The sequence below is a fragment of the Campylobacter sp. DY7 genome (assembly GCF_057802535.1).
The window spans coordinates 1-11923 of the sequence record NZ_JBYJAU010000024.1 but is presented as its reverse complement, the minus strand read 5'-3'; the positions used below and the strand labels follow the sequence as shown (position 1 = coordinate 11923).

The following is an 11923-nucleotide window of genomic DNA, read 5'->3' as shown; positions in this document are numbered from 1 at the left end:
AAAACCTGAGTTTAGCTTTGAAAGTGAGCTATCAATAGCTCTATTGTTCATAGAAGCATTAGCGTGAGCGCTTAATGCAGGGGAGTTTGAAAAGAATTTGAAATAGGAATTTCAAATTCTATAATAAGCCTAAAAATTTCTTAATTGAGTATTTTAAATCTTCATCATCTAAATTATTCATAGCCCATAATAAATAGCCATTATCAATAGCCCTAACCTCATCAAAGCTTTTACCTTTGTATTTGCCAAAGCCAAATTTTGTGCTAATAATAGGAAGTTTTGTGATTTCGTGCAGTTCTTCATAGCTTTTGTACTTTAATAATTCATCTAATAATAATTTCATAACCAAAACATCACCTATTGCATCATGAGCTTTTATAATTATTCCTAGTCTTTTTGCTTCGGCTTGCTCAATTTTATAAAGCCCTAAAAAATATCTTAAATACTGCAATCTGTGATGATTAAAATCAGGGAAAATCGCCTTAACGCATTTATAAGTATCAATTAATTTATAATTGTTTTTAAAACCTTCTTTTTCTAGCATTCCTAAATCAAATTTAATATTATGTGCTATCAAATAATTTTCGTTTGAATTATATTCATTTAGCATTTTTGCGAATTTTGTTTCGTGAAATTTCGGCTTATTTACAAGCATTTCAGGAGTTATGTTATGCACTTCCATAGCTTCATAAGCGATTTCTTGATCGCAGCTACATAACTCATCATAAATTAAAACATCTCTTTCTTTGATACTATCAAAAAGATTTTCGGCATATTCAATGTCTTTTGTTTCGTATTTTTCACTATCTAGCACCATAGCTCCAACTTGAATTATCCTATCAAGCTCGCCATTTCCAGTAGTTTCAGTGTCAAACAAAATATATTTCATTTTTATCCTTTATAATATTTAAAACTATTTTAACAATTAAGGATAATAATGATTAGTTCGCCAAATATTTTTAATGCAAAAATAATCACTTATACTGATTTTGGTTTTAAAACCTTTATAAAAGCAAAGCTTGAAAACACAGAAAAGCTAATAAAATTAGAGCTTTTAAGCGATATTTTTAAAGAATTTGAATTAGGAATTAACTCAAATATAAAAATAATTTTTCCTACAAAAATTATGCTAGCTAAGAACGAATGTGCCTTAAGACTTGGCGTTGAAAACGAGCTATTTGGCAAGGTAATTAGCAAACTTAATAATGAGAAAATATATTCTTGTAGCAAAGAATTTAGCCCTAGCGAAAATGAAAGCAAATTAAGATATATAAAAATAAATGCTTATAATCATATTTTTAGTATTTTATTAAGCGAAGAAGAAATAAAAGCTTTAAGTTTAAGCGAAAATGATGAAGTGATTTTGCAACTTAATGCAAGTGAAATAAAATTAGGGATTTTAGAATAATTAAAATCCCTTATAGCGTTTTAGATTTTCATCTATTTTTATCTTTTCTCCGTTTTCATCTACATTTACATAAGTTAAAACAGCGCTTGTAACAGGCACACAAACTCCATATAATTTAGGAGAGCAACGCTCAGCAATAACTTCAACTTGCACTTGAATAGATGTATTTCCTACTTTTATTACTTTTGCGTGAAAACTTACTATATCTCCTACAAATACAGGCTTTTTAAAAGTCATTTGCTCTACTGCAATAGTTACAACTCTACCATTTGCTAATTCTTTAGCAGCTACTGCACCTGCTAAGTCTATTTGGCTCATTATCCAACCACCGAAAATATTTCCTGCGGGATTTGTATCTTGTGGCATTGCTACTAATCTTAATGTAGCTTCTTTTAATTCTTTCATATATTCTCCTTATAAAAAAGCCGTATTTTAAATATAAAAGATTAAAATAGTCGTTTTAGTGGTATTTTTTGGCATTAAAAACTAGGTTTTTAGAAAAATTTTAAAAAAATTAAAAAATTTTTTATAATTTAAGAAAACTTTAAGAATTTTCACATATAATAACGGCTTTTACAACACAAGAAAAACTTTTAAAAGGCCCATTCGTCTAGCGGTTAGGACATCGCCCTTTCACGGCGGTAACACGAGTTCGAGTCTCGTATGGGTCACCAATCCTCCTTTATGTTTATTTAATTTAATGAAAAAATCCTTTTTTACCTTACCCCTGTGAGATAATAACTCAAAATAAAAAAGGATTTTTTTATGTTTAAAGATGCAGTATCTGGACTTCAGATTTTATTTGTAGCTTTTGGTGCAATGGTTTTGGTTCCTTTGCTTACAGGACTTAACCCTGCAATGGCTCTTTTAGGTGCTGGGTGTGGGACAATTATCTTTCAAATTATTACGAAATTTAAAGTTCCTATTTTTCTTGGCTCATCGTTTGCATTCATAACCCCTATAATTTATTCTATGAAAGAATGGGGAATTAATTCAACTATGTTTGCTTTATTTTGCACGGGATTTGTATATTTTATCTTCGCTGCAATTATTAAAACAAAAGGCGAAAAGTTTATTGAAAAGCTTTTTCCAGCAGTTGTAATTGGCCCTGTAATTATAGTAATAGGTCTTAGCGTTGCAGTAAGTGCAGCAGGAATGGCTATGGGTATGAGTGGCTCAACTCAAGTGATTGATAAAGATATAGCTTTAATGCTTTCTACTTTCTCATTCTTAGTTACTATTGTTATTGCTATTTTTGGCTCAAAAATGTTTAAATTAGTTCCTATTTTAATAGGTGCTATTTGTGGATATTTGTTAGCTTTTGTTTTAGGCTATGTAGATACAACGGCGATTAAAGCAGCTCCTTGGTTTGCTGTGCCACACTTTGAGACACCTAGCATTAATTTTAGTGCAGCAATTTTTATGATACCTGTTGCAATTGCTCCTGTAATCGAGCATATTGGAGCGGTTATGGCAATTGGTGCAGTAACAAAAAAAGACTACACAAAAGACCCAGGCTTACATAGAACCTTAAGTGGTGATGGCGTTGGAGTTTGTGTTGCAGGTTTAATTGGTGGTCCTCCTGTTACAACATATTCAGAAGTAACTGGTGCAATTATGATTACAAAAAACGCACAAGTAAAGATTATGACTTGGGCTGCAATATTTGCGATTTGCCTTGCGTTTGTAGGTAAATTTAATGCGATTTTAAGTTCTATTCCATTACCTGTAATGGGTGGCGTTATGATACTTTTATTTGGAACAATCGCAAGCCTTGGTGTAAAAACCTTAGTTGATGCTAAAATAGATTTAACTAATAATAAAAACTTAGTAATCATAAGCTCTACTTTGATAGTAGGCATTGGCGGATTAAGTGCGAATTTTGGAAGCATTTCGTTTTCTGGAGTTGGGCTTAGTGCTTTACTGGCTATTGTTTTAAATCTAATCTTGCCTAATAAACAAGATTAAAAATTAAGGAATTTGAAATAGGAATTTCAAATTCCCAAACTTAATTTGCAAATATTCTAAATCCAACATCAATTAAAACTAAAATAATTAAAATTGATACTAAAATATTTAAAGTATTATTATTTTTAGGTTTTAGCTCTTTTTTTGCTTTTTCAATTTTATTTAATTTATCATTTAATTGATATTCAAATCTATTTTGCTCTTCTTGAATATTTTTTATTTGCTCTTTAAGCTCTACATTGCGAGTTTTAAGCAATGATTTTAATTCGTTTTCAAGTTCGCTTATGGTGTTTGCATCAACCTTGATTAATTCTTTTTTGTTTTCTTCTTTCATTTTGCCTCCTTTTAATTTATTTTACTAAATTCTAAACAATGAAAATTATCACTAAATCCAAAGAACAAATACTTTATAGCATTAGCGTATTTTATATCGCTAAACTCATCTACTCCAAACTCCATTAAAGCTCTTGATTGCTTTTTAAAACTATGCTTTAAATTAAGTTTTTTAAGATAATACTCAAATTCGTGATAATTTACATTCCAAGTTATATCGCATTTTCCAAATAATTCTTTTAAATTAGCGTTAAATGGGTCAATTAGCTCATGATTTTTAAAAACCCTAATGCTAAAATCATCTTTAACATAAGTATTAAAATAATCAAATGTAAGAAAATAAAAACTTTTGCAATTTTTATTAATAGTTTTTAAAAACTCATAAATACTAGGTGAAAACTCACAATTACTAAAACCAAATTCATCTAAATATTCATATTTTTCATTGTGATTTTTAAATACGATTTCATCATTTTCCATATATGCAAATTGCTTATTTTTATAAAGCTCACAAGCAAAGGCATCAAAAAGTTCATTCGCTAAGAAAAAGGCATTATCACTTACAAATTCGTCTAAATAAAAATGTTTAAAATCCTGTTTCAAATTCCTTTTTTGTAAAGCTCTTAAATTATCGTGCGGTTCAATTATATTTATACTAATTTGCTTATAAATATCAGGGCGTTTGTCTTCTAAATACCTTAAAAAATCTCCTAATAAATACCCTTCATTAGCACCGATTTCAACCACATCAATAGGCAAGCTCAAAATCTTTTCATCAACCAAAGAAATAAATCTTTTAGCACACAAAAAGCCAAAAAGTTCCCCAACACTAACAGCTGTATAAAAATCTCCGCTTTTACCGACATTTACGCCTTGTTTATAATACTCTTTGCTCCAAGCATCAAAATATTTAGAAAATATCAATTAAAAGCCTTTGCGTTAAATTTCTCTATAAAATCAATCGGATCAACGCTAACTCCTTTTATAGCGATACCAAAATGAAGATGCGGCCCACTTACCCTTCCTGTATCTCCGCTAAGCCCAACGATATCTGATTGCTTAACAAAATCTCCAACTTTTACATTTATTTTACTTAAGTGATAATACTGAGAATACACTCCAAATCCATGATCAATCACAACACTTCCGCCTGAATAATATCTATCCTGTGCGATTACTACAACGCCATCATTACTAGCCGGAACACTAACGCCAATTGCCGCTCTAAAATCAGTTCCTGAATGATAACTTTTAAGAGTATTTTCAAATACTCTTGCACTTCCAAATGGGCTTGTAATAACGCTATTTAATGGCAAAATAAAAGGCTTTTTTATATAGCTTTTTGGTGTGCTTTTTGCATAGATTTTAACTGCTTCATTATATTCTTTACTAATTCTTTCTTGAAGTTTTTTATTTGGCTTTATGATTGATGGTTTTGCTAGTTTGATTTGCTCTTTTTTATACTCGCCTTCTTTAACCAAAAAGCTATATTCTTTATCGTCTAAAACAATGCTTAAAGTCTTATTAGCTGAGCGATAATTAGGAGCTAAGATTAATAAAGTTTTGCCATTTATAGGGTATTTTGAATAAGTGATTTCGCTTTTACTAATCGTTGGATTTTGAATGCTAATATCAACTTTACCATTAATAAGGTCATTTGATAATAAAATCGTGCTTAAAATCGTAATAAAAAATAATTTTTTCATAAAATTTCCTTAAAAATTTAATAATGGAAAGATTATCAAAATAGCTTAAATGCTAGGTTTTATCACTTTTTGATTATCATTATCTTATATATTTTATTTTATTTTAAGTTTTAAGGACTACAATTTCTAGCGTAAAACGAAAGGATTTTTGATGAATAAGGCAGAAATTTTAGAAAAAGTTTTAAAATACATCACGATTACCCATCATACAAATGGGAGATTAAGACTTGATATTTCTAGCAAAATTAAAGAATTAAAAGATTTAGAAAATTACAATCTTGACGAAGTTTTTACACTAAAAGGAATTAACGAAGTAAAAGTTAATAAAATTTTAGGCAAGGTTACTATTTTATATGATTTTAACCTTATTAGCAAAGCAAGTCTTGATAATTTAATTAATGCGAAAAATATTGATGAAATTAATGAAGCCTTAAAGGAGCTTAACATTGCTTGAGCTAAAAATTGAAAATCAAGACTTTTTACAAGACTTAAAAAATAGTGAAATTACAAGAGCATTTGAGCTTGATTTAGCTAGCATAAAGCATTATGAATATTTTGCAAATTGCTTTAATAATGGTGTTTTAAGAGATATTTTAAATGCTAAATTACAACTTAGTCAAATTATGCAAAGTTCTAGCGAAACCTTGCTTATTGAATGTCCTTTAAATGATGCTTTTGTGATACTTTTAGCAAAAGAGTTTGAAATCGTTCAAGCTTATAAAATAGCTGCAACAGTTTGCAAAAACGAAACGCTAAAAGACCTTATTTTTAGGTTATGGGCAAGCTCTGTTAATGAGTATCAGGTGGCTTTAAGAAAAAGCCTAGTAACTAATGAAATTAATATGGATTCGTTAGTTAATAATTTTTTAAAAGATATTTTAAAATAAAAGGAGATTACCATGCCAATTCCATTCATATTAGGTGCAGCTTTAGGCGTTGCTGCTGTAACAATTTATAATAAAAAAGATAGTATTAAAAAATGCATAAGTGAATTTAATTCAGAAGATTTTGCGAAAAATGCAGGAAAAATGACAGAAAACGCAATTTTAAAGATTTCAAATCTAAAACCTTGCTGTAAATGTGAAAAAGAAGCAGCTAAAAAAAGCAATAAAAAAGCAGAAAAATAATGCTAACTTCAAGTAGAGTTCCGAACGACCATTTATTAAGTTCGGGACTAAATCATTTTTTTACAACGCAAGATTTTAAAACAAGTTTAAAGGCAGGTGCGATTTCATATTTTGCTATTAAAACTAGTAATGAAATTGCTAAAAAAGATTATAAAAACGCTTTGATTTCAGGCGTTAGCGGAATTTTAATAAATCAATTTTTAGGAGAAAAACAAATGGCAAATAATAATCCATATTTAAACAATAATTCAAACAATCAATGGAATAATAATTGGAATAATAACTGGAACAATCCAAATTGTCCTTACAATCCATATTTAAATAACCAAAATTACAATAATCAAAATTTTAATCAAGCAAACAATCAAGGACTATTTAGCTCACTTACACAGCAAGGAAATGGTCTTTTTGGCTCTCCTTTAGTTAAAGGGATTTTAATAGGTGCTGCGGTTACTTATTTACTAAGCAATAAAGATGCAAAAGATACTTTAGCAAAAGGCGTTGCGAAATTACAAAATTTTGCTAGTGCAGCTATTGAAGAGTTTAAAGAGCAAGTAGAAGATGCAAAAGCTTCAATGCAAGAATAATTATAAAATTATTCATCATTCTAAAAATCGTCTTAGAATTAGGCTAAATGCTCTAAATAATCTAAGCGATAATCATTTATTAGTAAGCGAGTTTAACCTTAGCTTTTCAGGTATTTTCGTAAGTGTTAATAATGCTGCAAAAAGTATAGTATTTACAAGCTCAAAAGAAATTACAAAAGAATTAGCCGAAAAAATATTAAGCTTTTTTAGCACTTATAATGTAAAGCAACTTGCAAAAGCAAAAGAAACTCCTAGCAAAGCTATGATTTATACTTCAGCCTTAGCATTAGCAAATAGCTATAAAACAAATCCTGTTTTTGATGCTGCTTTTTCAAAATTAAGTGCTATTCCATTACTTAAAGAAGGTGCTTTAGAGCTAGTAAATGAAGGTTTAACTTCTAAAGTGCTTGAAGCTGCAGCGGTTGGAGTAAGTCTAATTAGACAAGATTATAAAGCTGCAAACAGCACAAATCTAATGCTAAGCATAGGTGAATATATAGAAGAAAGTGTTGTGGCAAAAAGTGATGATTTGATAAAAGAACTAGCAAAACCACAAACAACTCATGCTTGGGTAGAATCTAATGGCGAACTTAAAAAAATTAGCACAAAAGATTTAAAAATAGGCGATATCGTTGTTGTTGGTCAAGGAGATAGCATTGCAGTTGATGGCTATATTGTTGATGGCGATGCAAGTATTAATCAAGTTTCTATGACAGGAGAAGCTGAAGCAGTTAGTAAAAGCCGTGGAGATAGGGTTTTAAGTGGAACCGTGGTAGTTGATGGGCGTATTAAAATATGGGCTGAAAGCGTTGGAGAAAACACATCAACTGCAAAAATCTTGCATTATATGAAAGACTGCTTAGAAGAAAAATCAAAAATAGGTCAAAAAGCCTATAAACTAGCTGATAGCCTAGTTCCTGTTACACTAGGACTTGCAGGACTTGCATATTTATACAAAGGAAGTGCAGCGATGGCTAGCGTTCTTCAAGCTGATTATTCGTGTGCTTTAAAACTAGCAACTCCAGTAGCGTTTAAGAGTGCTATTTCTTATGCAGGAAAAAGACAAATATTACTTAAAGGTAGCACTGCATTAGAGAATTTAAGCTCGGTTGATACCTTTGTATTTGATAAAACAGGCACTTTAACTCACGGGGATTTAAAGGTTGAAAGCGTTCATGTATTTAGTCCAAAATACGATGAAAAAACCTTGCTAAACCTTAGCGCAAGTGCTGAAGAGCATTATTTTCACCCTGTTGCAGAAGCCATTGTAAGGGCTGCTAAAGAGCGTGGATTTTCTCATATAAATCACGGAGAAGTAGAATTTATCGTTGCACATGGGGTAAAAACAAGCATTGATAACGAAGAAGTAATCATAGGCTCAAGACACTTTTTAGAAGATGATGAAGGCGTTGATTTTTCTATCGCAAATGGCGAGATTAAAGAGCTTTTAGATAAGGGTTTAACTCTTTTATATGTTGCAAAAGCAAAAGAACTTTTAGGCGTAATCGCTATGAAAGATGAAATAAGACATAACGCAAAAGAAGTCCTTGCAAAGCTTAAACAAAACGGCGTAAAAGAGCTAATAATGCTAACAGGCGATATTAAAAGTAGAGCCGAAGAAGTTGCAAAGGAGCTTGGAATTGATAGAGTTTATTCAGAGCTTTTACCACAAGATAAAGCAAGTATTTTAGAGCAATTAAAGGCTGAAGGTAAAAAAGTTGCTTTCATAGGAGATGGCATAAACGACGCTCCATCACTTGTAAAGGCTGATGTTGGTATTTCTATGCAAAAAGGTGCTGATTTGGCAAAAGCAAGTGCTGATATAGGATTACTAAGAGATGATTTTGCTTGTATTTTAGAAGCTAAAATGATAGCAAATGAAACTATGAAAAAAATTGATAAAAACTTTAGCACAACCGTTTGGGTGAATTCGTTTATATTAGGTGCTGCTACTTTAGGCTTTTTAAGCCCTGCTGCAACAGCCTTTGCACACAACGGAACGACAATAGCACTTCTAGCAAATGCTATAAAACACAAAAAATTATTTTAATTTTTGTATTAAAATTCCTATTTCAAATTCCAAGAGTTTTTTAAAGAATTTGAATTAGGATTTTAAGCTAAAAAACGAGATTAAAAAATTTGGGCTTTTAAGTAATTAATTTTATATATTTTATTTCTATAAATAATTCAAAAAATAGCTTATAAACTACAATTTAACTCTTATTACTCTTTTTTTAACTAAACTTTAATTTAATTAAAAGAATAATCTTAAGAGTTCTTAAATAAATAATACAAGCAAGCTAAATGCCTATTTCAAATTCCAAGAAATTTTCAAGAATTTGAAATAGGAATTTTAATTTATAATAATCCAAAATTGTTTGCAAGAAAAAACCATAAAGGCGTTATTTTTAGCACCTTTAAAACTATTTAATAACAATATCTAGTTTTTTCTCCACACAATCATTTAAAAATATATTAATTAGCGTTTGATAAGGAACACCCTTTTTTTCGCTCATTTGTTTAAAATAATCAATAACTTTTCCGTTTAAATTAATAGTAATTTGTTTTTTTAGGTTTTTATCTACATATGGATTTCTTATAGCGTTATCAAAATTAAATTCTTTCATATTTGCTCCTTATATTTTTTGCTTTCTCTTGTTGTCGCTTTTCTTGCTGATATTATGCGTATTGTGTCGTTTTGTTTATAGCAATGAACTACAAGCAGAATTCTTTCTTTTTGACTTATACCTAAAAGGTGAAACCTTTCTTCGTCATCTGAATGCTCCTCATCAAAACTTACTAAACCGAATTCATCTGCAAAAACTGAACTAGCTTCTGTAAAATCTACTTGATGTTTTGCTATATTTAATCTCTCTTTTACTTCATCCCATTCATAAAACATTTTTATACCTTTTTTTATAATTATAAAATAATTATTATTAATTGTTATAAAAAATATAAATTGATTTGTTTATGTAATTAGGTTTTAAAAATTTTGTGTTTTAAAAAGTAAAAAAGGTGCTAAGAATAGCACCTTTAAATGTTATTACTATTGTAATAACTTTAGTCGTTTTTAAGGTGACAAGCACCTTAAAAACTTCTATTATTACTACTGTAATAATCTCATTACGTTTTGTTGAACAGCGTTAGCTTGGCTCATTGCATAAACACCTGATTGAGCTAGTATTTGGTGCTTACTAAATGTAGCACTTTCTTCTGCAAAGTCAACATCTCTAATATTACTTTCAGCAGCTTTAACGTTTACTTGAGTAACACTAATATTATTTACAGTTGAAACAAGTTGGTTTTGAACAGAACCAAGGTCACTTCTGATTGCTTCAAGAGCTCTTTGAGCGTTTTCTGCAATATTCATCATAGCTTGAGCACCTTTTAGTGTCATAACACCTGCTGGATAACCATTTTTATTATCTCCTGCATCAGTTGCTTGCCATTCTTCAGTATTAAAGCCCATAGCATCTGCTTGCTCTCTTGTGATAGTCGAGTTTGTCTCTCTTAGTGAAACTGTTGCTTCACTAACATTTTTATCAAAGCCGATAGCATTTGTAACATCAGCAGCACCTGCATGAGCTACTACTTGAATGTCTTTACCACTTGTAGAGCTTAGGCTTAATCTTCCGAAGTTTACTGAGTTCTCATCATCAAGCTTTACAGTATGTTTCATACCAAATGAGTTTCTTAAATCAGTTGCTGCTTTTAAATAACCTTCTAATTTAGCTACTTCTTCAGCACTATCTAGTACGGCTTTAGCTTTTGCAGAGCCGTCTGGTAATTTATCAGTACCATCACCTCCACCTACAGGAGCATCTGCCGCTAGATCAGTCTTATGAGTTTCTTGTTTAGCCGCTAACTCTTTCTTTAAGTCAATTATAATTTCATCAATAGATGTTTTTGTTGAAGTGAACGCTCCGGTATTACCGCCTGTTACACCAGCAGCTGCAGCTACCGTAACACCACCAGCTATTACACCTGTATTTGCATCCAAACCAGTTATAGCATCAAGAAACGATTTAGCAGCATTTTCTTTAATAGCATCCATCACACCATTTTGATTTAGCTCTTTTAATAAACCCGTACCTGTATTTTTATTTGGGCTTCCAGTAGCTGCTGCGGTAATTGAGTCGGTTAAAGTGTCGGCAGTAGTACCATTTGCAAATGTTAAAGTATCTCCGCCTATATTAACTGCACCATCTTTTTTTGAACCTGGATTCATAGTTTTTGCTGCATCTGTTGTATAAGTAGCCGGACCATCTTCTACCTTAATACCCCTACCATCTCTATTAGCTAATACTAATCTACCATTACTATCAACCGAAGCTTCAACCCCTGTTTGATCTTTAACTGAGTTAATAGCAGCTCTTAAAGCGCCGTTACCATCTTTTTCTTTAACTTCAATCTTACCAATTTTTACACCATTGATTGTAAAATCAGCTGTTGTAGCACCTTCTTTAATAGGTTGCGCGAACACACTTTGAGCAGTAACACTAGCCTTAATTCCTGTTTTATCTGTAACCTTATTTACAGCTTCAGCAAGCGCTCCTAAACCCATACCTGCTTTAATATCAAAAGAAGTTTTTCCATTTGCATCAGTGTTAACATTCGCAGCTATTTGCACCGGTTCTAAAGTTACATCATTGATACCATCTACGTTTTTAAATGTTAAAGAAACTTTACCGTCATTTGCTGCAATACCTGCTATATCACTCGCCCTAACATTATGCCCAGTCTCAAACCTAGTCAAACCAATCTTATCACTTGTAGTCGCCCCAATACTAG

At 30.8% G+C, this 11923-nt stretch carries 15 protein-coding genes and 1 tRNA gene; 8 read left to right on the top strand and 8 right to left on the bottom strand.

Features of this window, described 5'->3' with window-relative positions; genetic code table 11:
• Positions 1-118: 118 nt before the first annotated feature.
• A complete protein-coding gene (locus tag AC1B00_RS09395) occupies positions 119-889 on the bottom strand; it encodes an exonuclease domain-containing protein (protein ID WP_488849463.1) in 771 nt (256 codons plus the stop codon).
• Between the two features lie 48 nt (positions 890-937).
• Here AC1B00_RS09395 and AC1B00_RS09390 point away from each other — a divergent pair, with 48 nt between their 5' ends.
• The gene (locus tag AC1B00_RS09390) at positions 938-1408 is read left to right on the top strand and encodes a hypothetical protein (RefSeq protein WP_488849462.1); all 471 of its coding nucleotides are present in this window, start codon (positions 938-940) and stop codon (positions 1406-1408) included.
• On the opposite strand, the gene AC1B00_RS09385 is transcribed toward AC1B00_RS09390, so the two are convergent.
• Entirely contained in the window at positions 1409-1813 is a 405-nt protein-coding gene (locus AC1B00_RS09385) for an acyl-CoA thioesterase (RefSeq protein WP_239817551.1), read from the bottom strand. It abuts the gene before it with no gap.
• 194 nt (positions 1814-2007) lie between these two features.
• On the opposite strand from AC1B00_RS09385, the gene AC1B00_RS09380 reads away from it, so the two are divergent.
• Positions 2008-2082 (top strand) — tRNA-Glu (locus tag AC1B00_RS09380).
• A 91-nt stretch (positions 2083-2173) separates the two neighbouring features.
• On the top strand, positions 2174-3376 hold the full coding sequence (locus AC1B00_RS09375; RefSeq protein WP_488849461.1) for a uracil-xanthine permease family protein: 1203 nt from the start codon (positions 2174-2176) through the stop codon (positions 3374-3376).
• 40 nt (positions 3377-3416) lie between these two features.
• Here AC1B00_RS09375 and AC1B00_RS09370 read toward each other — a convergent pair whose 3' ends face one another.
• Genes AC1B00_RS09370 through pgp3 form a run of 3 tightly spaced genes read right to left on the bottom strand, consistent with a single transcriptional unit; the run spans position 3417 to position 5415 of the window.
• The gene (locus AC1B00_RS09370; protein WP_488849460.1) at positions 3417-3710 is read right to left on the bottom strand and encodes a hypothetical protein; all 294 of its coding nucleotides are present in this window, start codon (positions 3708-3710) and stop codon (positions 3417-3419) included.
• 11 nt (positions 3711-3721) lie between these two features.
• Positions 3722-4633 carry an SAM-dependent methyltransferase gene (locus AC1B00_RS09365; protein ID WP_488849458.1) on the bottom strand — a complete coding sequence of 304 codons (912 nt, stop codon included), beginning with the start codon at positions 4631-4633 and terminating at the stop codon, positions 3722-3724.
• The gene (gene pgp3 / locus AC1B00_RS09360; RefSeq protein WP_488849457.1) at positions 4630-5415 is read right to left on the bottom strand and encodes a peptidoglycan metallopeptidase Pgp3; all 786 of its coding nucleotides are present in this window, start codon (positions 5413-5415) and stop codon (positions 4630-4632) included. Before pgp3 ends, AC1B00_RS09365 begins: the two co-directional genes overlap by 4 nt.
• Before the next feature lie 151 nt (positions 5416-5566).
• On the opposite strand from pgp3, the gene AC1B00_RS09355 reads away from it, so the two are divergent.
• Genes AC1B00_RS09355 through AC1B00_RS09335 form a run of 5 tightly spaced genes read left to right on the top strand, consistent with a single transcriptional unit; the run spans position 5567 to position 9179 of the window.
• Positions 5567-5869, top strand: coding sequence for an HMA2 domain-containing protein (locus tag AC1B00_RS09355; protein WP_239817556.1), 303 nt, complete (start codon positions 5567-5569; stop codon positions 5867-5869).
• Entirely contained in the window at positions 5862-6302 is a 441-nt protein-coding gene (locus AC1B00_RS09350; RefSeq protein WP_239817557.1) for a hypothetical protein, read from the top strand. The genes AC1B00_RS09355 and AC1B00_RS09350 overlap by 8 nt, the downstream gene beginning before the upstream one ends.
• 12 nt (positions 6303-6314) lie before the next feature.
• Entirely contained in the window at positions 6315-6542 is a 228-nt protein-coding gene (locus AC1B00_RS09345; protein WP_239817558.1) for a hypothetical protein, read from the top strand.
• Positions 6542-7129 (top strand): hypothetical protein, encoded by a 588-nt coding sequence (locus AC1B00_RS09340; RefSeq protein WP_488849455.1) that lies wholly within the window; start codon positions 6542-6544, stop codon positions 7127-7129. The genes AC1B00_RS09345 and AC1B00_RS09340 overlap by 1 nt, the downstream gene beginning before the upstream one ends.
• Entirely contained in the window at positions 7104-9179 is a 2076-nt protein-coding gene (locus AC1B00_RS09335; protein WP_488849453.1) for a heavy metal translocating P-type ATPase, read from the top strand. Before AC1B00_RS09340 ends, AC1B00_RS09335 begins: the two co-directional genes overlap by 26 nt.
• 373 nt (positions 9180-9552) lie before the next feature.
• Here the strand turns inward: AC1B00_RS09335 and AC1B00_RS09330 are convergent, their stop codons facing one another.
• The 3 genes from AC1B00_RS09330 to AC1B00_RS09320 form a co-directional block, all read right to left on the bottom strand.
• Positions 9553-9756, bottom strand: coding sequence for an antitoxin (locus tag AC1B00_RS09330; RefSeq protein ID WP_488849451.1), 204 nt, complete (start codon positions 9754-9756; stop codon positions 9553-9555).
• Positions 9753-10031: a BrnT family toxin gene (locus tag AC1B00_RS09325; RefSeq protein ID WP_488849450.1), complete on the bottom strand. Its 279-nt coding sequence runs from the start codon at positions 10029-10031 to the stop codon at positions 9753-9755. The genes AC1B00_RS09330 and AC1B00_RS09325 overlap by 4 nt, the downstream gene beginning before the upstream one ends.
• Before the next feature lie 207 nt (positions 10032-10238).
• On the bottom strand, positions 10239-11923 hold a 1685-nt coding region (locus AC1B00_RS09320; RefSeq protein WP_488849449.1), incomplete at its 5' end, for a flagellin.

What these genes read in the sequence shown, in the direction of transcription:
- AC1B00_RS09375 (WP_488849461.1), top strand. Translation starts at nt 2,174, where the DNA reads ATGTTTAAAGATGCAGTATCTGGACTTCAGATTTTATTTGTAGCTTTT.
- pgp3 (WP_488849457.1), bottom strand. Translation starts at nt 5,415, where the DNA reads ATGAAAAAATTATTTTTTATTACGATTTTAAGCACGATTTTATTATCA.
- AC1B00_RS09390 (WP_488849462.1), top strand. Translation starts at nt 938, where the DNA reads ATGATTAGTTCGCCAAATATTTTTAATGCAAAAATAATCACTTATACT.
- AC1B00_RS09325 (WP_488849450.1), bottom strand. Translation starts at nt 10,031, where the DNA reads ATGTTTTATGAATGGGATGAAGTAAAAGAGAGATTAAATATAGCAAAA.
- AC1B00_RS09330 (WP_488849451.1), bottom strand. Translation starts at nt 9,756, where the DNA reads ATGAAAGAATTTAATTTTGATAACGCTATAAGAAATCCATATGTAGAT.
- AC1B00_RS09370 (WP_488849460.1), bottom strand. Translation starts at nt 3,710, where the DNA reads ATGAAAGAAGAAAACAAAAAAGAATTAATCAAGGTTGATGCAAACACC.
- AC1B00_RS09385 (WP_239817551.1), bottom strand. Translation starts at nt 1,813, where the DNA reads ATGAAAGAATTAAAAGAAGCTACATTAAGATTAGTAGCAATGCCACAA.
- AC1B00_RS09395 (WP_488849463.1), bottom strand. Translation starts at nt 889, where the DNA reads ATGAAATATATTTTGTTTGACACTGAAACTACTGGAAATGGCGAGCTT.
- AC1B00_RS09340 (WP_488849455.1), top strand. Translation starts at nt 6,542, where the DNA reads ATGCTAACTTCAAGTAGAGTTCCGAACGACCATTTATTAAGTTCGGGA.
- AC1B00_RS09355 (WP_239817556.1), top strand. Translation starts at nt 5,567, where the DNA reads ATGAATAAGGCAGAAATTTTAGAAAAAGTTTTAAAATACATCACGATT.
- AC1B00_RS09345 (WP_239817558.1), top strand. Translation starts at nt 6,315, where the DNA reads ATGCCAATTCCATTCATATTAGGTGCAGCTTTAGGCGTTGCTGCTGTA.
- AC1B00_RS09335 (WP_488849453.1), top strand. Translation starts at nt 7,104, where the DNA reads ATGCAAAAGCTTCAATGCAAGAATAATTATAAAATTATTCATCATTCT.